Source organism: Gluconacetobacter diazotrophicus PA1 5, assembly GCF_000067045.1.
In the GTDB taxonomy this organism is placed as follows: Bacteria; Pseudomonadota; Alphaproteobacteria; order Acetobacterales; family Acetobacteraceae; genus Gluconacetobacter; species Gluconacetobacter diazotrophicus.
On record NC_010125.1, the window covers coordinates 2,606,398 to 2,628,629 of the forward strand.

Here is a 22,232-nt window from a genome sequence, read left to right on the forward strand (position 1 = left end):
AGCCGCCCAGGGACGTGGCTTCCGTCATGCTGCGGAATGTTGCGGAACGGCGAAGACGCACAGCCGGCTGAATTGGGCGACCGGTACCGGCGAATCGGATTGGCCGCAGCCATCGACCACGTAGGACATGCCGTGCCGATCGGCATAGCGCAGACGGTCGGGCAGGCTCTTCAGCCGGCGGACATCCACCATCCTGTCATGCCATTCCGGGTAATAGGCGGGCGCCCACAGCACGTTCGCACCGGCACGCGGGAACACCCAGGCTCTACGATGCGAAAAATAGGAAAAAACGGTGTTCCCGATCGCCAGTTCGTTCTGGCCGGCGTCACCCTTGGGAAGCAGGCTCGCCTCCGGCAGCAGGTCGATCGGGATCAGGAACATCGCGCGCACCGGCGTCTGTATCCGCGCCCAGGTGCCCAGGGCCTGCCAGTCGGCCCGCTTCGCCAGGAAAGTGTGGTCGAACGCCATGGTATGGTAGATGCGCACCCCGCAGAACAGGATCGTCATCAGCAGCAGAACCGGTGCCATGACGGAAAGCCGCGGATTGGACAGGAAGCGCCACGGCCGGCGCCGCAGCAGCAGAACCAGCAGCATGAACGGCGCCAGGATCTTGAGGGTGCAGGACGCCAGCATGAGGGCCGGCGCCCACAGGGTGCGGTCCATGGTATTGCGCGAGAACACCCACCGGGTCGTCAGCGCGGCGACGGCAATCGCCGCGAGCATGTACACGGTGGTACCCGACCGCAGGAGGTGCAGGTTCAGCAGCATGCGGGAATGCGTTGCGAAGGGCAGGACGGCACCCGTCACCCAGACCGCGATCGCCCCCCACAGGGCGGTCGTCAGAAAGGCATTGGGTCGGCGCAGCATCATGGCGGCGAGCATTCCGCTGCAGAACATTGCGGGGAAGATAACCTTGTCCCGGATGGAGATGTCCCAGACCAGGAAATGATAGGGGAAGAACGCTTCCAGGAAGGCGATGTAATCGAAGGGCGGCGTGACCGTGACATAGGGATTGGCCAGCATGTTGCGAACGACCGGGACGGCCAGGACGACGAAACACGCCAGGCCGGGCGCCGCCTGAATCCCAAGCGTCCGCAGGGTCCAGTCCTTCCGCCGCCATTGGCGCCAGAGGATGAAGGCCAGGGGAACGGCGGTCCAGACGGCCACAAAGGCATTGAGGAAAAACGTCACGCCGTTGATGGCGAACGCGGCACCGATCCGCCGCCGTGCCGCCCAGGCCAGCGCGATCAGCGTCGTCGCGTTCGCGACCTCCGATTGCGTGAAACTGTCGATCAGAAGCCCCCCCGCCCCTGCTTCGGCATAGCCCTGAAGGATCGACGCGAACGCGACGAGCGTCGTGAACACGATCCGTTCCCTGACGCTGTCGAAACCCAGCAGGCTGGCCCAGGCCAGCATGCCCGCGAACAGAAGCATGCGTGACAGGATCAGGAAAAAGAACAGGATTCCGAAGACCTGGGGGCCGTTGATGGTCCCGGACAGAATTTGCCAGAAACCGGAGGAGTAGAAGCGCAGGCTTTGAATGAACAGGTCGTCCGCGAACTGGGGTTCATTGTAAAGCCCCGCCAGAATGGGAAGGTGGTAGAAATTGTTCACCTGCCCGCCGGCATATTGGGACGAGATCAGGGACAGCAGGGTCCCCCAGAGGACGATCCCGAGCGTGACGCGCCAGTCCGACGCCCTGTGCGTCTCCAGGGCCGCCTCATGATGCATCGGCAGAGAAATCGTCATGTCACGACGCCGCCAGGAAGATCATGATCGAGCATGCGACGGCAACGCAGCTCGTGCGGTCGCGCAACGCCCAGATGACCGGGTCGTCATGCATGTGCCGCCGATGGGCGACGATCAGCACCCGGCCCAGCAGGAAGAGCAGGATCGGTGACAGCAGCCACAGCATATCGGGGTGCCGGTACGTCGCCTTGACCGAATCCGATGCGATATACAGCGAAAAGACCGTCACCGCGTTGGTCCCGGACGCCGCCGCCAGGGACGCCAGTACCACCAGGTCGTCCTTCTTGTAGTCCCGGCTGCTGGAATCCGGCAGGTTCGCATCCAGCCGGGTCAGCAATTCCGTATAGCGCTTGATAAGGGCCAGGGACGTGAACACGAACAGCGAAAATGCCAGGATCCATTCCGACAGGACGATCCCCGTCGCCGCCGCGCCCCCGACCAGCCGGGCCGTGTACAGCAGCGCAAGCCCCACCACGTCCCCCAGTTTCTTGCGCTTCAGCCAGAAGGAATAGCCCGTCGTCAGCACGACGTAGCCGAACAGCGTGACGCTGAAGATCAATGGCAGGAACAGGCAGAGCGCGATGGCGCACAGTCCCAGTATCGGGATCGCGGCCAGCGCCGCGTGGATCGACACCCTGCCGCTGGCCAGCGGGCGCCTTTTCTTGGTGGGATGCGACCGGTCGTCACGCAGATCCACCAGGTCGTTCACCAGATAGATGGCCGATGCCGAGGCGCAGAAGGCCAGGAAGGCGGCGCAGCTTTGCAGCAGGACCGTCAGGCTGAACGCATGGGCGGCCAGGGCCGGCAGAAAGACCAGGACGTTTTTCGCATATTGATGGACACGCAGGGCGCGCGCCCATGTCTTCAGCGACTGGGGCGGCTTGTCCAGGATTTCGACGCGGTCTGGGCCCGATGCGTGCAGCTTGCGCCGCGACCCGCCATCCAGCCCGATCGCGTGACATCGCCGCGCGTGGCGCCAGATTTCCAGGTCGTCACGATGATTGCCGACATAATCGAAGCCTTTTTCTCCGAAGGCTTCGACGAGGACGCGGGCCTTGTTCGCGCCCGACAGGTTGTTGTGCGTGTCGCTGGCGAATATTCCATCGAACCCGCCCAGATGCTGGGTCACGGCCCGCGCGTAGCGTTCGTTCGAAGCCGTGGCCAGGAAGATCGGCCGCCTCTGGGCCCGCGCCTGGTCGATCAGGTCCAGAACCGCGTCCTGGTAGGGTAGCGTCATGGCATCGATTTCGACCCGCGAGGCCAGCGCATGCTTCAGGTGCGCCTTCCCCTTGGCCAGGGAGGAACACAGATGCGGAAGGCTGGCGAATTCCTGACCGATACAGGCGAAAAACGATTCGATCAGCAGATCCGAGGCGATCAATGTGCCATCCAGATCCACGACCAATGGATATTGGGTGTCATGATCCAGCAATAATGAGGAATCCATCTCTCGCCCCAATATATATATTAAATTTATGCGTAAAAATTCGGAAAATAATATTAGACGTTATTTAAATTTCTATACTTTTATGAACTTGTATTCGCCGAACCCGACGGGTCGCCATCATTCGGCACGCGGATCATTGATGCGACCGCGAAAGCAACATCTTCCGGCGATGAAAGTTTCCCGCCCGCGACGGAATTCCGCCACGATGCCGGCGTGTCAGCGGCGCCGCGGCATGTAACTGCCGGCCCACAGGATGGCGGCGTTGGCCACCAGCCCCACAAGTCCGGGATTGATCCCGCCCAGATCGACACCGCCCAGATACAGTCCGACCGAAAGCCCGTCCCCGGCCAGCAATCCGGCGACCAGCGCCGCCGGTCTGACCGGCCGGGCAAGCAGGATAGCGAACAGGCCGGGCGCCGCCTGCGTCACGCCAAAATAATACATGGTGTTCAGCTTGACCAGGACGCCGGACGCGTGTGCCGCGCTGACGACCGAAAACAGCAGATAGAGCGCGATCACGACCTGCGCGCCGTAGCGCTGCTGGCGATCCGACAGGCCATGCAGCAGGTTGTGCGATACCAGCGAACCGATCGCCAGGCACGTTCCGGCCAGGACCACCAGCGCCGACAGGGTGCAGGCCGCGGCCACCAGCCCGTCCATCCAGCCGGGCAGCAGCGCCAGCGACACGGTCATGAACGCATCGTTCGGCGTGGGCAGCGCCATGCCCGACCGGCGCGCATACTCGGCGACCAGGTACAGGAACGGGAACATCAGCATATAGAGCGGCATCAGGACCTGGTTGCGCCGGACGATCCGCCGCGAGCGCCCGGTGAACAGGAACGCCACCGTCTGCGGCGCGACGCAGAAGCCGATCGACTGCAGGATGACGGTGGACATGGCGAAGGCCTCGTCCCGCCCGGTGGGACGGATATCCGCGATGTCCTGCCCGACCGCCCGCCCGGCCTGGTGCGGGTCCGGCAGGTGGCCCATGGCCAGCAGGGCCGCGCCGCCGACCGCCACCACCGCGACGATCGTCAGCACATCCTTCAGGATCGAGACATAGGCCGGGGCGCGTATCCCCGACAGCGCGACCCAGAAGAACGCCATCACCGCCGCCAGCGTCGTCAGCAGGATGCTGGGCACCTGCCAGCCGAAGCCCTGCAGCACCGTCAGCAGGCCGACGAACTGCATGTCGCCGAACGGCAACAGGAACAGGATGGCATTCAGCGCCATGGCGATTTCGACCGCCCGGCTGCCGACATGGTGGCGGAACAGGTCCGCCAGGGTCAGGGCATTGCAGGCCTGTCCGGCCTGCCAGATCCTGGGATTGAGGAAATACCCCACCGGAAAGGCCAGCACGATGTAGCTGAGGAACCAGAGTACGAACGCCGTGCCGTGGCTGACCGTGCCGGCGGGAAAGCCCAGCACGGTGCCGATGCTGTACGTCTCGCCCACCGCCAGGAAGAACAGCAGCGCACCGCCGAACTGCCCCGAGGCGACGAAGAAATCCCGCGTTCCCTGGTGATGGTGCCCTCGCCGGGAATAAAGCGCGATCCCCAGCGACAGCAGGATCACGAGGCAGAACGTCACACTTGACATGGGATGTCAGTCGTCATCGCCGAGATGGCGGTCATGCAGGACCCATACCGTGCCCAGGCAGGCGGAGGTCAGGACGAACCACGCGAACAGCCAGGCCGTCACGACCGGGAAGCCCAGGATCGTGCCCCGCACCCGGTCCAGCCACGGCAGAGCCAGATCCACGGCGCAGAACGGGATACCGATCCCGACGGCCAGCCGCCATCGCGGCAGCACGGGCGACGGTCCGTTCGGCAGGATGACGGGTGCGGCATCCGCGGGCGGATCATCGATCATCACGGCATGATCCGTACCCGCCCGGTCGCGGTCAAGCCGGTTTATTCCGTTTTGGAAACCATATCCGCCGGGCCCGGGCTCCGGTCCTTCAGGTTCCGGTACAGGTGATAGGACAGCAGGGTCTTCGCGTCGGTGCGGCCGATCCCGGGGATCGCATCCAGGTCGATGATCCGCAGATGGATCGTTTCATGCTCGCAGGCATTGCCGGTCCGTCGCCCGTCCAGCGCCCGCATGGCCTGCGCGTCGATATCCAGATCGACGGCGTAGAGCGTGATCGCCTCGTCGCATCCGCCGGGCGACAGCCAGACGGTGGTCAGTTCGACCAGCATGTCGGCCCGCACGGTCAGGTCGGTGCCGACTTCCTCGGCCAGTTCGCGCAGGGCGGTGCTGACAAGCTGGCCGCCGTCCAGCATGCCGGCCGGCAGCGCCAGCAGGTCGGGGCAGGCCACCGGCAGGCGCGGCTCGCACGTCAGGATGGTCCGCGGGGGATGCCGGGACAGCAGCACCACCAGCACCGACACCGAATCCCCCCGCAGCAGGGCCGCGCCCGGGACCTGCCGCCCGGCATGCCAGGCGTCGGCCTCCACCAGAATGAAGCCCACCCTGTGTCCGAAGAAGACGACGTCCCGCACCGCCACGGCGCGCAGGTCGAACCGCGACGCGGCCTGCAGCAGCCAGCGCCGGAAATGCGGCGCGGCACGGACGTCGGCATGGCGATCCGGCGGGACCGAAACAGCGAAGGTGACCGGAATCCCGTCCATGTCCACCGTGTCCATACCGTCTGCCCCTCCAAAATCGATTCAGGTCATTTTCAGGTGAAACATGACCGTGATACGCGCCGACGCCGGCATGCGCCCCGACAGAACGGTGCAATGCACCGTCCGGCCGGCCGCCAGGGCCGCTTCGTCCAGATCGTCATAGCCGGTACTGCGCGCCAGTTCAGCATGGGCGACGGCCCCGTCGGGGCCGAGCTGCAACGACAGTTCGGCCTCCCCTTCTTCATGCAGTCGCCGCGCCATGGGCGGGTACCGGCCGGCCGGCCGGTCGCAGACCGGTGCCGCCGGGGGTGCCGGGGCCACCGGCTTCACGGGGGCAGCAGCCGGCTCCGGCGGGGAAAGCGGGGCGGGCTTTGCCGGGGCGGGGACCGGTACGGTCGCCTGCTGCCTCGCCACGCGCGGCGCGTGGGACGGCATCGCTCTGGGACGGGGTACGATCCGGTCGGCATCCCGGTCCGCCGGCATCACGGGCCGCGAAGGCGGGGTGTCGGGCCGGGGCCCGGGCGGCGGCGGCTCCGGCGGCGTGGCCGCCGGTGTGGGTGGGGGCGGCTTTGGCGCGGCGACGGGGGGCAGGAAATACATTTCCACCACGCGCGCCATGGACGGCACCGGAATCGGCCGCCCCCACGGGAAGACGACCAGCCCGAAAAGGCCATGGAGCAGCAGCGCCGCGACCATCACCGCCGGGACCAGGCCGCGCGACGCGGGCGCGGCCTGGCGCATCAGGCGGTCGCGCCGCCCCCGGTCCGGGACAGCGGCCGCGCGCATCACGGTGTCGGCTCCGTCACTCATGGTCGCCAGAAAAGGCCGAACACGGCAATTTGACAACCACCGCCGCCGGGGGCGACAAGAGCGGCGATCCGTAAAGAGGCATATCCGTCCGCTCCATTGACGCGCGCCGCCCTTCCTGCGACACGGCCGATTTGCGGCCGCTGGCTGATCGTCGCGCTGACCCTGATCGGCCTGCTGAGCCAGTTGCTGATCCAGAGCCGCGCACTGCCCGACGAGATGCCGCGCGCCACGATCGAACGCCTGACGGGCATCGATATCGCGTGCACGATGCCGGCGCGCCCCCATGACGACGGCATGGCAGGCATGCGGATGGACGGGGCGCCGCAGGTGACACCCGACGGCCATCACCCTGCCGCTCCGGACCACGGCGATTCGTGCCCGCTCTGCCCGCTGCTGCATCTGCCGGTCGTGACGCTGACGACGCTGGCGTTCCTGCCGTTGCCGCCAATGGTGTGGGCACGGCCGCGCAGCCGCCCCGCCCAGCCACGGGCCCCGCCCGTGCGCGGCTGCGGACTGCCGCCGTCACGGGGGCCCCCTGCCGCTGCCTGACCCGTAGCGCCGACGGCCCACGCCACCCGAATGCCCAGACCACGCCCGCGCCCTGGTGCCCGCACCATGCCGCGTGGCCCATGCGGACAGGCGGGCATGACGCCGCCGGCTGACATCCCGTCAGTTCAGGACAGCCCATCCATGTCACGTTTTCCCGCAGCCCCCTCGCCTGCCGAGGCGGCACTCTGCGGCTGCATCGTCGCCTTCTGCGCCCATGCCGCCCCGGCCCGCGCCGGCGATCCGGTAGTTACCCTGCCTTCGCTCTCGATCGAGGCCACGGATCTTCCATCGCTGGCGGACAGTCCGCTTTCCGCCTCCTCGCCCGGCGCCAGCGACCGCGCGGCCGCGCAACTCGGCAGCCCCGACGCCGTCGCCCTGTTCCACGACACGCCCGGCTTCAGCGCCTATTCGGCCGGCGGGATCTCGTCGCTTCCGGTGCTGAACGGCATGGCGGACGACCGGGTGGCGACCGTCGTCGACGGAGTGCGGATCAGCGCGGGGTGCCCCAATCACATGAACCCCGCCATGTCCTATATCGACCCGGACAGCGTGCAGACCGCGACCGCGATCGCCGGGATCACGCCGGTCAGCCTGGGCGGCGACAGTACCGCCGGCACGGTCGATGTCGAGCGGCGCGACCCCCAATTCGCCCGGAAGGGCCAGGTCCTGGTCACCGGCCATGTCACCGGCAATTACCGCAGCAATGGCGGCGGGTCCGAGGCGTCGGGCACCGTCACGCTGGCGGACGACACGTTCAGCCTGCGCTACACGGCTTCCTACGCCCATGCCGGCGATTATCACGCGGGCGGCGACGGGGGCGTGGTGCGCTCGACCGATTACCTGACCTTCAACCATGCCGTGACCCTGGGCATGCACAAGGGCAACCATCTGCTGGCCCTGACGGCAGGCCAGCAGGATACCCCCTACGAGGGCTTTCCCAACCAGTACATGGACATGACCAACAACCGGTCGACCTACGTGAACGGCAAGTACGACGGCAGTTTCGACTGGGGCGACCTTGAGGTCCGGGGCTACTGGCAACGGGTCGATCACGTCATGGACATGCTGGGCGACAAGGGGGGCCATTCCCCCACCACCGGCATGCCCATGAACACCGATTCCCGGATGGCGGGCTATACGCTCAAGGCGACCATCCCGCTGGGGCCGCGCGACACGCTCCGGCTCGGCAGTTCGTTCGATCATGACGGGCTGAACGACTGGTGGCCGCCGTTGCAGGGCAGCATGATGATGGGACCGGGAACGTTCCATAACGTCAATAACGGCCACCGCGACCGGCTGGGGCACTACGCGGAATGGGAAGCACGCTGGACGCCCCGCCTGTCCACCCTGCTCGGGTTCCGCAACGACCTCGTCATGATGAATACCGGACCGGTCTCGCCCTATTCCTGGACCGGCATGATGGCGGCGGCGGACGCCACGGCCGCCCGGGCGTTCAACGCGATGGACAGGGGCCGTACCGACGTCAATTTCGACGTCACGGCCCTGACGCGCTGGCAGGCGCTGGACAGCCTGACGATCGAAGGCGGCTATGCCCGCAAGACGCGCTCGCCCAACCTCTATGAACGCTATGCGTGGGGCCGGGGCGCCATGGCAACGAAGATGATCGGCTGGTTCGGCGACGGCAACGGCTATGTCGGCAACCCGAACCTGACGCCCGAAATCGCCAATACCGCCAGCATCACGATCGACTGGCACGACCCGCACGGACAGGCATGGGACCTGAAGATCCAGCCCTACTACACCTACACGCATCACTATGTGAACGTCGTGCGCCTGGCGCAGTACAGCAACGGCACGTCGCTGCTGGAATTCGTCAACCATGACGCCCAGAGCTACGGCATCAATGCCTCCGGCTCGTACCGTCTGTGGAACACGGTCCGGTATGGCCAGGGCGACCTGGTCGGCACCGTCGACTGGGTGCGCGGGCAGGATCTGGTGACCCGTTCCGGCCTGTACCACCAGATGCCGGCCAACGGCATGGTCGGTGTGCACGAGACGGTCGGAAACTGGACCGGCCGCGTCGAGATGACGTTCGTGAAATCGAAGGACACCGTCGACCGGCTGCGCAACGAGCCGCGCACGCCGGGCTATGCGCTGCTGGGCCTGGGGGGAAGCTATCGCTGGCGCTACCTGGCGCTCAACGCCGGCATCGATAATGTCATGAACCAGAAATATTATCTGCCGCTTGGGGGATTGTCGCTGGGCGACTACGACGCGACGGGCGTTCTCGGCCCGCTGAAGGGCATGGGCCGGTCGTTCAATGTCAGCCTGACCGGGTCGTTCTGAATCGTCAGGCGGCGTCGTACCAGTCGCGGTACCAGGCGACGAAGGCGTCGATCCCGTCCTGCAGCGCGGTGGCGGGACGATAGCCGGTCAGATGTTCCAGGATCGTGCAGTCGGCCCAGGTCCGGGGCACGTCGCCGGGCTGCATCGGCAGGTTGTGACGGATGGCCGTCCGCCCCGTCGCCCGTTCGATGGCGCCGATGAAATCGCCCAGGGCGACGGGCTGGCCATGGCCGACATTCACCACGCGGAACGGTGCGACCGGGCTGACGCCCCGCCGGGTGGGGGTCGTCACCGCCGGCGCGTGCGGCAGCAGGCGGCAGAGCGCCTCGACCACGTCGTCGATATAGGTGAAGTCCCGTTCCATCTGCGCGTTATTGTAGACGTCGATCGGGCGGCCGCCGAGGATGTTGCTGGTGAAGCGGAACAGCGCCATGTCCGGCCGCCCCCATGGGCCGTAGACGGTGAAGAACCGGCAGGCGGTGATCGGCAGCCCGTACAGGTGGGCATGGGAATGACCGATCTCCTCGCACGCCTTCTTGGTCGCGCCGTAGAGGCTGAGCGGGTGATTGCAGGCCTGGTCCTCGGTAAACGGGCTCTCGGCGCTGGCCCCGTAGACCGACGAGGTCGAGGCCAGGACGAAATGCCGCACGCCCAGCGTCTTGATCGCTTCCAGCAGGTTATGGGTGCCCACGATGTTGGCGCTGATATAGGCGCCGGGATTTTCCAGGCTGTACCGCACCCCGGCTTGGGCGGCGAGGTGAATGACGATGTCCGGGCGCGCCTCGCGGCAGGTTTCCGCCAGCCGGACCGCATCCTCCAGCATGAATTCGTGGCGGGTGAAACCGGGCCGCATGGCAAGGCGGTCGTGACGCTCGCGCTTCAGCGCCACGTCGTAATAGGCGGTGATCCCGTCGATGCCCGTGACCTCATGCCCGTCATCCAGCAGCCGGCATGCCACATGGAAACCGATGAATCCCGCCGTGCCGGTCATGAGAATACGCAACAGAACCTCCCCGTCCGGTTTCAGCCCATATAGAGCGCGACGGCCGATGAGAAGCCCCGCCCGACACGGGCGAGCGTCCGGATGATTGAACGGATCGCAAACTTCACTTGCGGGGTCCGCTATCGGATAGGCCGCCCCGCTCCCTTATGGTAGCGGACAGGATCGGGCTTTGGGACGAGGATACGGGACATGACGGCCAACCGCTGGTTCATCGATAGCGAAACCGGACACCTGGACGACGTCCTGCTGTGCCCGCCGACCTATTACGACTGGATTCCCAGCAACGACATCGCGGTCCTGAGCCTGGAAAATGGCCTGAAGCCCGAGCATCACGCCGTACAGAAGCAGTTCGACGAAATGGTCGACTGCCTGCGCAGCGCCGGCGTGACCTGCCATTTCCTGACGCCGCAACCCGGCCTGCCTTATCAGGTCTATACCCGCGACAGTTCGCAGACGACCCCCTTCGGCACCGTCGTCACCAGCCTGTTCCGCCACGAGCGCAAGGACGAGAAGGCGCAGATCGAAGCCTTCTACGGCGCGGGCGAGATCTGGAAGACCGCCGGGAAGGGCACCGCCGGGGGTCATGTCGAAGGCGGCGACATCCATGTCATCCGCCCCGGCCTGCTGGCGGTGGGCGTCACCGGCACGCGCACCGACACGGCGGGCGCCCGCGAATTCACCGGCTGGTTCGACGAGGCCGGATGGCAGACGCGGATGATCCGGTTCTCGGACCATTTCCTGCATCTGGACGTGGTGTTTACGATGGTCGCGGAAAACCTGGCCCTGGTGGCACCCGACGCCCTGGCCGACGCGGACCTGGACTGGTTCCGCGACCAGGGCATCCGCCTGCTGCCCGTCACGTACAAGGAAGCGATGCGCGACATGGCCTGCAACGTGCTGGCGCTGGGCGACGGACGGGTGGTCAGCCCGCGCCATTCCACCCGCGTCAACGCGATGCTCCGCGCGGAAGGCCTGACGGTGCTGGACCCGGAACTGGACCAGTTTTCCCAGGGGGGCGGCAGCATCCATTGCATGACGATGCCGCTGCGCCGCCGGTCGCTCCTGCGCGGCTGAGGGCTATTCCATCTCGACGCGGCTTTCCACTTCGCGCCACAGATGAATGTACTGCCCGGTGTCGAAGCGGGGCTTGATGAACATGCGCCGTACCGCCCGTATCCCCGTGGGCGTGAAATAGGCCCGCGGCGGCGGTTCGTCCTCCGACACCTGCAACAGCCCACGCGCCACCAGGCCGCGGATCGAGGCCGGGATACGGGGGCGCCCGCAGCAGGGCCCGCTTTTCCAGATCGGCAGGATAATCCCGTCCGACAACGATGGATTGTGCCCGGAATAGGTTCCGAAGGACCAGCGAATAAACCGCTCCTCGGACCGGGTCAGACCTGTCTCACCCATATGTTCTGCTCGCGTTCTTGTTTTTATTATGCGCGCCGATCGGGCCGGCTTCGGGCCCGGTCCCATTTTCAGTTGCATCCGCCTTCTGATGCAACCCATTCTTTATCTTTTGTCATAGTCGGCGCAACCAGGATTCCGGACAGCCCTGCCCTTTCTCCTTGACAAGGCAGGCGCAAGGCGGGCCGTTCTGCCCGCCCGACCCTTTCCCAAGCCCGGATCGCGCCCGCCATGCCTGAATTCCCTCCCCCGCAAACGGGCAGCCTGACCTGGGGGGAATTGCGCACCCTGGCCCTCGCCGCGCTGGGCGGGGCGCTGGAATTCTATGATTTCGTGATCTTCGCCTATTTCGCGAAAATCATCGCCCAGCATTTCTTCCCCGCGATCCAGCCCGACTGGCTGCGCCAGACCGAGACGTTCGGCCTGTTCGGGGCAGGATACCTGGCCCGGCCGCTGGGCGGGGTGGTCATGGCGCATTTCGGCGACAGGCACGGGCGCAAGAAAATGTTCGCCTTCAGCGTCCTGCTGATGGCGGCCCCCACCCTGCTGATGGGGCTTCTGCCCGGTTTCGGCACGCTGGGCATCGGCGCCCCGCTGGCCCTGCTGCTGCTGCGCATGGCACAGGGGGCCGCGATCGGCGGCGAGGCGCCGGGCGGCTGGGTCTTCGTGGCCGAACATGCCAGCGCCGGACGCACCGGACTGGCCTGCGGGCTGCTGACCGGCGGACTGACGGCCGGGATGCTGATCGGCTCGCTGGTGGCGCTGGGCCTGAACCTGGCCCTGCCGCCCGCCGCGATCGTCGCATGGGGATGGCGCCTGCCCTTCATCCTGGGCGGCATCTTCGGCCTGATCGCCATGAAACTGCGCCGCTGGCTGGAGGAAACGCCGGTCTTTACCGAGATGCACGCGCGGGATGCGCTGGCGCGGCAGACGCCGCTGGTCGCGGTGCTGCGCACCTGCCGCCGGGCGGTCATCCTGTCCATCATCGGCACCTGGACGCTGACGGCCGCGATCGTCGTGCTGCTGCTGATGATGCCGTCGCTGCTGCAGACGCTGTACGGTTTTTCCCCCGCCCGCACCATGGATGCCAGCCTGGTCGCGACCTTGTCCGTCACCGTCGCTTCGGTCGTGATCGGCGCGGCCACCGACCGGTGGGGCCTGCGCGGAATGATCCCCCCGGTGGTCGGGCTGCTGATCGCGGGGGCATGGGGGCTGTATGCGCTGGCCCCCGCCCATCCCGGCTGGTTCCTGCCGCTGGCCGCGCTGGCGGGTATCGGCGCGGGATACGTCAGCCTCGTGCCGATCGCGATGGTGCGGGCCTTTCCCGCTGCCGTGCGGTTTTCCGGGCTGTCCTTTTCCTACAACCTGTCATACGCCGTCTTCGGCGGGCTGACCCCGGCCTGCGTGTCGGCCCTGGTGGGGCATGACCCGCAGGCGCCCGCGCTGTATGTGATCGGGACGGCGCTGGCAGGGGGTGCCGCGCTGTGGGCCATGCCCGGCGCGAAACGGGACCTGACGCGGACGTGCCATGGACGGGAATCCCCCTTCCATGCATAAAAATACCATGAGCAGGACATCGCCCGACATCATCGCCCGCCGCATCCGCCAGGGAAGTGGACAGGAACCGCCTGACCTGGTGGTCCGCGACGTCCGCCTGTTCGACCTGGTCACCGGCGACCTGATCCCGACCGACATCGCGATCTGCGGCGATACCATCGTCGGCATGCTGGACCGCTACCAGGGACCGAACGTGATCGAGGGGAACGGGCGCGTCGTCGTTCCCGGTTTCATCGACACCCACCTGCATGTCGAATCGTCGCTGGTCACGCCATTCGAATTCGAACGCTGCGTGCTGCCGCACGGGGTAACGACCGCGATCTGCGACCCGCACGAAATGGCCAACGTGCTGGGCACCGACGCATTGCGCTATTTCCTGGACGCCGCGACGCGCATGGTCATGGACCTGCGGGTCAACCTGTCCAGTTGCGTGCCGTCCTCCTCGGTCGAGACCTCGGGCGCGAACCTGGGCGCCGATGACCTGACGCCCCTGATGGACCACCCCAAGGTCATCGGACTGGCGGAAGTCATGAACATGCCCGGCGTACTGGCCGGCGATCCGGATTGCCTGGCCAAGCTGGCGGCATTCTCGGGCCGGCATATCGACGGGCATGCGCCGCTGATGCGCGGCCGCGCGCTGAACGGCTACCTGGCGGCCGGTATTTCCACCGACCACGAAGCCACCCGCGCCGACGAGGCGCTGGAAAAGATCCGCAAGGGCATGACCGTGCTGATCCGCGAGGGATCGGTCTGCAAGGATCTGGCGGCGCTGGCCCCGCTGCTGACGGTCGAGACGTCGCCCTTCCTGGCCTTCTGTACCGACGACCGCAATCCGCTGGAAATCGCGCATGAGGGGCATATCGATTTCCTGATCCGCAGCGCGATCGCGCGCGGCGTTCCGCCGCTGGCGGCCTATCGCGCCGCCAGCCTGACGGCGGCGCGCGCCTTCGGGCTGGCCGATCGCGGCATGCTGGCCCCGGGCCGGCGCGCCGACATCGTGTTCCTGGACGACCTGGAAACCTGCCAGGTCTCGGACGTTCTGGCCGGCGGCCGGCCGATCGGTCCGGCCCTGGAGCAGCGCCGGACGATTCCGGCGCCGGGGCGCGACAGCGTGATCCTGCGGCGCCCGGTCACGGCGGAGGATTTCACGGTTTCGGGGTCCGGGACCGGTCACCCGGTCATGGGCATCATCCCGGGCCAGATCATCACCGATTTCCTGACCCTGGACCTGTCGGCGCGGCACGGCAGGGTCGAAGCCGATTGCGACCGGGACGTGGCCAAGGTTGCCGTGGTGGCGCGGCATGGGCTGAACGGGAATATCGGCCGGGGCTTCGTCCGGGGCTTCGGATTGCGGCGCGGGGCGCTGGCGTCCTCGGTCGGGCACGATGCCCATAATATCTGCGTCGTCGGCGCCGATGACGGCGACATGGCCGTCGCGGTCAATCGCCTGGCCGAAATCGGCGGCGGCTTCGTGATCGTCCAGGACGGGCAGGTGCGCGCGGAACTGCCCCTGCCGATCGCCGGGCTGATGAGCGATGCACCGTTCGAGACCGTGCGCGACCAGTTGGAGACCCTGCGCGCGGCAACCCGCGCCATGGGCGTGACGCTGGAAGAACCGTTCCTGCAACTGGCCTTCCTGCCGCTGCCGGTCGTGCCGCATCTGAAGATCACCGATCACGGACTGGTCGATGTCGGGCAAATGCGGGTGATCGGCTGATCCACCGCCCCGGCGGCGGCATCGTGGAATAGTTCAACCTGTTGCAGATTCCGCCCCGGGCTCTTCATCACAGTTTGTCGTCTTCGGAAATACAACGACACCATCCTGAGAAATATCATATCGTAGACCGCTCGACACCGGTCGTTTCGCCGGGCGATCGTCCCTTGTCATCCGCGATTCGGTAATGTATGCGAATAATTCTTACTATCAGGGTTAAACGGGCGTGCTTCGCAAAATACATCGATGGATCGGACTGATCCTGGCTCTGCCCCTGGCACTGCAGGGGATAACCGGCACGCTTCTGATCCTGATCCCGCTGCTGACATCCGGACGCCCGCAGACCCACGCCACGGGCATCCCCCGCCCCATGGAGGCACAGATCGCCGCCGCGCGCCCGGCGGCGCCGGCGGGTACCATCCCCCTGCGCGTCTCGCCGCCGCGCTGGGCGGGTGACAGCACGTGCGTCAGCTTCGGACCGCCGGGCGAGCGTCATCCAGCCTTCCAGGTGATGGTCGATCCCGCCACCGCCACGATCACCGGCACGCACACCATCCCCGCGTCATTCTTCTTCCTGCACCGGCTGCACGCCGACCTGTTTCTCGTCCCGTACGGCGAGACAGCCACCGGCATCATGGGGCTGCTGCTGCTGGGCATGGCCATCACGGGCATCATCCTGTGGTGGCCGCGTCCGGACCTCTGGCTGTCGGGCAAATGGCGCAGGACCATCACGATCTCGCGGCGCGCGCGCGGCTATCGCTTCTGGCGCGAGACCCATCAGAGTTTCGGATTCTGGACCGCCCTGATGCTGGCGTTCCTGGCCAGCAGCGGGACGATCCTCGCCCTGCCCTTCGCCCGTACCGTTCTGGGTGTGCATCGTCCGGCCCCGGCCGCCGCGCACCACGCCCATGGCGGGGGCCAGATGCCGGGTTCCGGCGGCGGGGTGCCGGGCGAGGCCGGACTTGACCATATGCTGGACCGCCTGCGGGCCACCTTGCCCGACGCGGTGCCGATGGACGTGACGCTTGGCCGCACGCCGGACGCCCAGCAGGTGCAGGTCGCCCTTCCCGCCTATGGCCCCAATCGCCCGGCGACGCTGCGCCTGGATGCCGCCAGCGACAGTCTGGTGATGGTACGCGACCCGGGCGCGCAGAAGACGGGCGAGGTGTTCTTCCAGTGGATGCATACGCTGCACGAGGCGAAGCTGGCCCCGTCGTCATGGTTCGCCCCGCTGTGGCGGGCCGCCATATTCGTCACCGGCCTGGCCCTGGCCTTCTTCTGCATATCGGGCGCCGCGATGTGGGTGCTGCGCCGTCCCGCCCGACAGGTCCGCGACCGGCAGCCCATCGCCGCCGCCCCGCCATCCGAGGAATACCAGTAAGGGGAAAAAGGGCGCGGCTGGCGGGATCGCGTGAAGTTGAATTCCGCCATCCGCCACGATGACATACCGAAGATACTGGAATTCCATCAGATATTTTCGGACCGGACCATGCCTGTCGCCCCTGCGAAGGCCGGCACTTTCATCACCCGCGCCAGCCCGGCCTATCGCCGCGCGGGCATGGCGCTGTTCCTGGCGGGGTTCGCCACGTTTTCGCTGCTCTATTGCGTGCAGCCACTGCTGCCGGTGCTGTCCCGCCAGTTCGGCATCGGGGCCGCCGCCAGTTCGCTGTCCCTGTCGCTGTCGACCGGGGCGCTGGCCATTGCCATCCTGGTGGCCGCCGCCCTGTCCGAACGGGCGGGGCGCCGGGAACTGATGGCCATGTCGATGGTCGTCTCGGCCCTGCTGAACATCGCGGCGGCCTGGGCGCCCACCTGGCCGTTGCTGCTGCTGGCCCGCATGGCGGAAGGCTTCGCCCTGGGCGGGGTGCCGGCGGTGGCGATGACCTATCTGGCCGAGGAAATCCATCCCCGGGAACTGGGACTGGCCATGGGGTTGTACGTCTCCGGCACCGCCTTCGGCGGCATGATCGGACGCGTGGGCACGGGCATCCTGACCGACGCCCTGTCCTGGCGCCCGGCCATGGCGATCGTCGGGGCGGCCGGCCTGATCGCGGCGCTGGGCTTCCTGGCGCTGCTGCCGCCCTCGCGCAATTTCACCCGGCGGCACGGCCTGGGCGCGCGGCATCATTTCGATGCGTGGGGGCGGCACCTGCATGACCCGGCGCTGCCGGCGCTGTACGGGGTCGGCTTCGCGGTGATGGGCACCTTCGTCACCATCTTCAACTATGCCGGCTATCGCCTGATGGCACCGCCCTACGACCTGGACCAGACCAGGCTGGGGCTGCTGTTTTCGGTCTATGTGTTCGGCATCGCGTCCTCGTCCATCGCGGGGGGACTGTCCGACCGCATGGGGCGCGGCCGGGTCATGACGGCCGGAATCGCGATCATGGCCGCCGGCATCCTGCTGACCCTGGCTGGCGCGCTGCCGGCCATCGTCGCGGGGATCGTGCTGCTGACGGTCGGCTTCTTCACCACCCATGCGGTGGCCAGCGGCTGGGTCGGGCGGCTGGCGCTGGCCGACAGGGGCCATGCGACGTCGCTCTACCTGCTGGCCTATTACCTGGGGTCCAGCATCGCGGGATCGGTCGGCGGCTGGTGGTGGTCGGGCCTGGGGTGGAACGGGGTCGCCGCCTTCACCTGATCCTGCTGGCCGGGGCGCTGGGGGCTGCCCTCCGGCTGCGCCGCCTGCCCCGCGCGACCGGCGGAATCAGGGCGGATAGGCCAGGCCGCGTGCCTCGCCGTCCGTCCGGCGCAGGCGCGCGGCGTCACGCGCGGGTGGAACGCCGAACATCCGGCGATATTCCCGGCTGAATTGCGACGGGCTGTCATAGCCCACCACGAAGCCGATGCCGGCGGCGTCCTGCCCGTCGGCCAGCAACATGCGCCGTGCCTCCTGCAGGCGGATGCGCGTGCGGTATTGCAGGGGGCTCATCATCGTCACCGCCTTGAAATGACGGTGGAAGGACGAAGCACTCATGCCCGTTTGGGCCGCCAGGTCACCGATACTGAACGGCTCGGCGTAATGATCGCGTATCCAGGCGACCGCCCGGCGGACATGGGACAGATAGCTGTCGGCGCGGGCAACCTGTCGCAGTATCCCGCCCTGGTCGCCCTGCAGCAGCCGGTAGAGGATCTCCTGCTCGAACAGGGGCGCCAGCACCGGGATGTCCTCCGGCCGGTCCAGCAACCCGACCAGCCGCGCCACGGGGTCGAGCAGCGTGTCGGTCACCGTGCTGACGGCCAGGCCCGCCGCCGGCCTGGTTTCGGCCAGCACGGCGGGCACGTCCAGCAGCAGGGCGGCAATCCGCGACGGGTCCAGCGCCAGGCTCAGCGCCAGATAGGGATAATCGGGCGTCGCCTGCGTGACGCCGCCCGTCACCGGCAGGTCCACCGTGGCGATCAGGTAGTTCCGCGCGTCATAGGCGAAGATCCGATCGCCCAACACCACCTGCTTGCTGCCCTGCACGATCAGGCAAAGCGTGGGCTGGTACACGCAACTGACCGGCAGCGTCGGCGCGTCGGCGCGCATCAGCGACAGGCCGGGCACCACGGTTTCGACGCGACCCGCCTTGCAATGCCTGTCAATATGGTGGCGCAATGCCTCGATCGATTGCCGCATGCCGTTCCCTCCGCCCACCGATGTGGCCGCTGGACCGGCATCTGGCAAGCCATGGGGCCGGATCTTCGGCAGGATCGTGCAAGAACCAGACAGCATTCCGCATTCAGCCGGCGGGAGCGGCATGGCATGTTCGCCAAGGATATCCTGCCCCGACATTTTCAGAAGGATCACACATCATGTTCGCATGCACAGGATATGCGGCCACCGCCGCCGACGCGCGGCTGGCCCCGTTCGCCTTCGAACGTCGCGATACCGGGCCGGAGGACGTGCGGATCGACATCCATTATTGCGGCGTCTGCCATTCCGACCTGCACCAGGCCCGCAACGAATGGCACAACACGATCTACCCCTGCGTTCCCGGGCATGAAATCGTCGGCCGGGTGGCCGAGGTCGGCACCGGTGTCACAAAATTCCGCGCGGGGGACCTGGTGGGCGTGGGCTGCCTGGTCGATTCCTGCCGCGAATGCCAAAGCTGCCGCGACGGGTACGAGCAATATTGCGAAAACGGCTTCGTCGGCACCTATAACGGCCAGGACCGGCACGGGCGCGGCATCACCTTCGGCGGCTATTCCCGTGCCATCGTGGTCGACCAGGCCTTCGTCCTGAACGTGCCCGAAACCCTGGACCTGGCGGCCGTGGCGCCCCTGCTGTGCGCCGGAATCACGACCTGGTCCCCGCTGCGCCACTGGAAGGTCGGGCCCGGGCAGCGCGTGGGCATCGTGGGACTGGGCGGCCTGGGCCATATGGGCGTGAAGTTCGCCCGTGCCTTCGGGGCCGAGGTCGTGCTGTTCACCACGTCGGCCAGCAAGATCGAGGACGGGCTGCGCCTGGGCGCGCATGAGGTCGTGCTGTCGCGCGACCCCGATGCCATGGCGCGCGAGGCCGGGCGCTTCGATTTCATCCTGGATGCCGTCGCGGCCGACCACGACATCAACGCCTACCTGAACCTGCTGAAGCGCGACGGCACGCTGGTCCAGGTAGGGGCGCCGGAAAATCCGCTGCCCGTCTCGGTATTCAGCCTGCTGATGAAGCGGCGCAATTTCGCGGGTTCGCTGATCGGCGGCATTCCCGAGACCCAGGAAATGCTCGATTTCTGCGGCGAACACGGCATCACCGCCGACATCGAAATGATCCGCATGGATGAAATCGAGACCGCCTATGCGCGCATGCTGCGATCCGACGTGAAATATCGCTTCGTGATCGACATGGCGACACTGCCCGCACAGGCCTGATCCTGCCAGGGGCGGCCATGGCGGTCGCCCCTTCGCCGTCCGGGGCCTATTCCTGTTGTCTGGAAACAATGTGCCGCTATCCTCGTTCGAGAAACACCTGCCTGTTCACGGCGGTGGCGAACGACAGAGCGGTTTCCGATGACACAGCACGCGACATGGCCTTCACCCCCCCTGCCCGCGCCGTTCTCGGTCGGGGACCTGACGTTGGCGGAACCGGCGGAGCAGATGAAGGCACGCTACCTGGCGGCCCATCCGTTTCCCCACCTGATCATCGACAACCTGTTTCCCGCACCCTGGCTGCGCGCGGTCCTGGACGATTACGACACAGGCGCCGTCCGGCACTGGAAATCCTACAATACCGCCCTGCAGAAAAAGAAGGGAACAGAGCCCGATTCCGATCTTCCCCCTGGCATCCAGCGTTATTTCGACTTCATCAATTCCGGCCCCTTCCTGCGCCTGCTGACGCAACTGACGGGAATCGAGGCCCTGCTGCCGGACCCGACATTATATGGCGGCGGGCTGCATGTCGTTTCGGGCAGCGGTCATTTCGACATGCATATCGATTTTCAGAAACATCCAACCACGAATCTGAGCAACCGGCTGGCGGTTCTGACCTACCTGAATGACGGCTGGGACAGCACCTGTGGAGGCAGCCTGGAGCTGTGGACCATGCGTCCCGCCCGGCGCGCCGTCACGATCATTCCGCATTTCGGGCGCACGGTCCTGATGGAACAATCCGCGATCGCGGCGCACGGCCACCCCGAGCAGGTCAGGCCGGGGCTGGAGCGCAAGGCCGTGATTGCCTATTTCTATACGAACGATGCGGCATCGGGCCGGAACACAACGGTTTATATGCCACGCCCCGGCCAGTCCGCGAGCGCGCGCCTGCAGACGACGCTGCATAACGTCCTGCCCCCCCAGGGCGTGAGACTGCTGCAGAAGATCCGGCGTGCGGCGCGCCGGAACAGTGCCTGATTGTGGAAGGCCCACCCGCTCTCACTCCTTCGTATTCGTCACGACATCCAGCCAGACCGCCGCCAACAGGATCGTGCCCTTCACGATCATCTGCCAGTATGCCTCGACCCCCAGCATCGACATGCCGTTATCGAGCGTCGCCATCATCAGCGCGCCAATCAGCGCCCCGAAGACCGTTCCCGCGCCGCCCCGCATGGACGTGCCGCCGATAATGCATGCGGCGATCGCGTCGAGTTCCTGGAGCGATCCGGCGGAAGGCGAGCCCGCCGCCAGCCGGGCCGTCGTACTGATTCCGGCCAGTGCGGCCATCACGCCCATCAGGCTGAAGACCGACAGCTTGACCAGCTTCACGTTCACACCGGACAGGCGTGTGGCTTCCAGGTTGCCACCGATCGCATAGATGCGGCGGCCGAAGGTCGTCCGCTGCGCCAGGACGGTAAAAATCGCCAGGAAGAACAACATGGCGAGAACCGGCAGCGGCACGCCCCGATAGGCATCGAGCGCCGCGAACAACGCGACAATCGCCGCCGCCGACCCCGCCAGCTTGACGATGTCGAGCCACAGGGGCGCCGTCGCGAGATTGTAGCGCGTCCTGTTGGCCCGGGACTGGAAGGCCGAGGCGGCAAGGATGCCCAGAATGACGATCTCCAGCCCCCGGCCGAACAGCGGGGGCAGGTAATCCTGCGCCACCGCCACCAGGTGCGGCGATACCGGGGCGATCGTCGCGCCACCGGTAATCCCGAGCAGGATGCCGCGCAGCGCCAGCAACCCGGCCAGGGTGACGATGAAGGAGGGTATGCGCAGATACGCAACCCAATATCCGTTGAAGGCCCCGATCGCCGCCCCCGCGACGATGATGATCAGGACATTCAACACCAGCGGCATATGAAAGGATACATCCAGGATCGCCGCAAGACCGCCGAGCAACCCGAGCATGGAGCCGACCGACAGATCGATTTCCCCGGAAATGATCACGAACACCATCCCGCAGGCGAGCATCCCCGTAATGGACATCTGCCGCAGCAGATTCGAGAAATTGCGTGCCGTCAGGAAATCGCCATCGGTGAAGTGGGAAAACACGCCCCACAGGATCGCGATGGCGATCAGAAGCGCCAGCGTCTTGTATCGCGCAAAGGCGCGCCTGATGTGCGCCGTGTCCAGCAGCTTGACCCGTTGGGCCATACCGGCGGTGAAATGCGGCGGGCTGGACACGGGGGTATTGGGTATGGTCAT

General features: G+C 66.6%; 19 protein-coding genes. 9 read left to right on the forward strand and 10 right to left on the reverse strand.

The features are described from left to right. Positions 1 to 24: 24 nt before the first annotated feature. The 6 genes from GDI_RS11955 to GDI_RS18615 form a co-directional block, all read right to left on the reverse strand. The gene (locus GDI_RS11955; RefSeq protein ID WP_012226522.1) at positions 25 to 1,749 is read right to left on the reverse strand and encodes a hypothetical protein; all 1,725 of its coding nucleotides are present in this window, start codon (positions 1,747 to 1,749) and stop codon (positions 25 to 27) included. Between the two features lies 1 nt (position 1,750). Next, positions 1,751 to 3,196, reverse strand: coding sequence for a UbiA family prenyltransferase (locus GDI_RS11960; RefSeq protein ID WP_012226523.1), 1,446 nt, complete (start codon positions 3,194 to 3,196; stop codon positions 1,751 to 1,753). A 216-nt stretch (positions 3,197 to 3,412) separates the two neighbouring features. Further along, entirely contained in the window at positions 3,413 to 4,795 is a 1,383-nt protein-coding gene (locus tag GDI_RS11965) for a sodium:solute symporter family protein (protein WP_012226524.1), read from the reverse strand. A gap of 6 nt (positions 4,796 to 4,801) precedes the next feature. After that, positions 4,802 to 5,068, reverse strand: a complete 267-nt coding sequence (locus GDI_RS11970) for a DUF3311 domain-containing protein (RefSeq protein ID WP_012553330.1) — start codon at positions 5,066 to 5,068, stop codon at positions 4,802 to 4,804. 41 nt (positions 5,069 to 5,109) lie between these two features. Then, positions 5,110 to 5,844: an NUDIX domain-containing protein gene (locus GDI_RS11975; RefSeq protein WP_012226526.1), complete on the reverse strand. Its 735-nt coding sequence runs from the start codon at positions 5,842 to 5,844 to the stop codon at positions 5,110 to 5,112. A gap of 24 nt (positions 5,845 to 5,868) precedes the next feature. Continuing rightward, positions 5,869 to 6,612, reverse strand: coding sequence for an energy transducer TonB (locus GDI_RS18615; protein WP_012553332.1), 744 nt, complete (start codon positions 6,610 to 6,612; stop codon positions 5,869 to 5,871). A gap of 120 nt (positions 6,613 to 6,732) precedes the next feature. On the opposite strand from GDI_RS18615, the gene GDI_RS11985 reads away from it, so the two are divergent. Both GDI_RS11985 and GDI_RS11990 read left to right on the forward strand, forming a co-directional pair. Further along, complete coding sequence (locus GDI_RS11985) at positions 6,733 to 7,185, forward strand: DUF2946 family protein (RefSeq protein WP_012226529.1); 453 nt, start codon at positions 6,733 to 6,735, stop codon at positions 7,183 to 7,185. Positions 7,186 to 7,326: 141 nt separating this feature from the next. Then, positions 7,327 to 9,492, forward strand: coding sequence for a TonB-dependent receptor (locus tag GDI_RS11990; RefSeq protein WP_012226539.1), 2,166 nt, complete (start codon positions 7,327 to 7,329; stop codon positions 9,490 to 9,492). A gap of 4 nt (positions 9,493 to 9,496) precedes the next feature. On the opposite strand, the gene GDI_RS11995 is transcribed toward GDI_RS11990, so the two are convergent. Next, positions 9,497 to 10,495 (reverse strand): NAD-dependent epimerase/dehydratase family protein, encoded by a 999-nt coding sequence (locus GDI_RS11995; RefSeq protein WP_012226540.1) that lies wholly within the window; start codon positions 10,493 to 10,495, stop codon positions 9,497 to 9,499. A 189-nt stretch (positions 10,496 to 10,684) separates the two neighbouring features. On the opposite strand from GDI_RS11995, the gene GDI_RS12000 reads away from it, so the two are divergent. Next, positions 10,685 to 11,569, forward strand: coding sequence for a dimethylarginine dimethylaminohydrolase family protein (locus tag GDI_RS12000; RefSeq protein WP_012226541.1), 885 nt, complete (start codon positions 10,685 to 10,687; stop codon positions 11,567 to 11,569). A 3-nt stretch (positions 11,570 to 11,572) separates the two neighbouring features. On the opposite strand, the gene GDI_RS12005 is transcribed toward GDI_RS12000, so the two are convergent. Beyond that, positions 11,573 to 11,905, reverse strand: a complete 333-nt coding sequence (locus GDI_RS12005) for a hypothetical protein (RefSeq protein WP_012226542.1) — start codon at positions 11,903 to 11,905, stop codon at positions 11,573 to 11,575. Positions 11,906 to 12,133: 228 nt separating this feature from the next. Between GDI_RS12005 and GDI_RS12010 the strand changes: the two genes are divergently transcribed. The 4 genes from GDI_RS12010 (at position 12,134) to GDI_RS12025 (ending at position 17,814) form a co-directional block, all read left to right on the forward strand. Then, positions 12,134 to 13,459 (forward strand): MFS transporter, encoded by a 1,326-nt coding sequence (locus GDI_RS12010; RefSeq protein ID WP_012226543.1) that lies wholly within the window; start codon positions 12,134 to 12,136, stop codon positions 13,457 to 13,459. A 7-nt stretch (positions 13,460 to 13,466) separates the two neighbouring features. Next, positions 13,467 to 15,176 carry an adenine deaminase gene (gene ade, locus GDI_RS12015; RefSeq protein ID WP_012226544.1) on the forward strand — a complete coding sequence of 570 codons (1,710 nt, stop codon included), beginning with the start codon at positions 13,467 to 13,469 and terminating at the stop codon, positions 15,174 to 15,176. A gap of 223 nt (positions 15,177 to 15,399) precedes the next feature. Next, entirely contained in the window at positions 15,400 to 16,554 is a 1,155-nt protein-coding gene (locus tag GDI_RS12020) for a PepSY-associated TM helix domain-containing protein (RefSeq protein ID WP_012226545.1), read from the forward strand. A gap of 108 nt (positions 16,555 to 16,662) precedes the next feature. Beyond that, the gene (locus GDI_RS12025; protein ID WP_041249798.1) at positions 16,663 to 17,814 is read left to right on the forward strand and encodes an MFS transporter; all 1,152 of its coding nucleotides are present in this window, start codon (positions 16,663 to 16,665) and stop codon (positions 17,812 to 17,814) included. A 66-nt stretch (positions 17,815 to 17,880) separates the two neighbouring features. On the opposite strand, the gene GDI_RS12030 is transcribed toward GDI_RS12025, so the two are convergent. After that, entirely contained in the window at positions 17,881 to 18,792 is a 912-nt protein-coding gene (locus tag GDI_RS12030; RefSeq protein WP_012226547.1) for an AraC family transcriptional regulator, read from the reverse strand. 176 nt (positions 18,793 to 18,968) lie between these two features. Between GDI_RS12030 and GDI_RS12035 the strand changes: the two genes are divergently transcribed. Both GDI_RS12035 and GDI_RS12040 read left to right on the forward strand, forming a co-directional pair. Then, the gene (locus GDI_RS12035) at positions 18,969 to 20,024 is read left to right on the forward strand and encodes an NAD(P)-dependent alcohol dehydrogenase (RefSeq protein WP_012226548.1); all 1,056 of its coding nucleotides are present in this window, start codon (positions 18,969 to 18,971) and stop codon (positions 20,022 to 20,024) included. A gap of 138 nt (positions 20,025 to 20,162) precedes the next feature. After that, the gene (locus GDI_RS12040; RefSeq protein ID WP_012226549.1) at positions 20,163 to 20,999 is read left to right on the forward strand and encodes a 2OG-Fe(II) oxygenase; all 837 of its coding nucleotides are present in this window, start codon (positions 20,163 to 20,165) and stop codon (positions 20,997 to 20,999) included. Positions 21,000 to 21,020: 21 nt separating this feature from the next. On the opposite strand, the gene GDI_RS12045 is transcribed toward GDI_RS12040, so the two are convergent. Further along, entirely contained in the window at positions 21,021 to 22,232 is a 1,212-nt protein-coding gene (locus tag GDI_RS12045) for a sugar ABC transporter permease (protein ID WP_012553336.1), read from the reverse strand.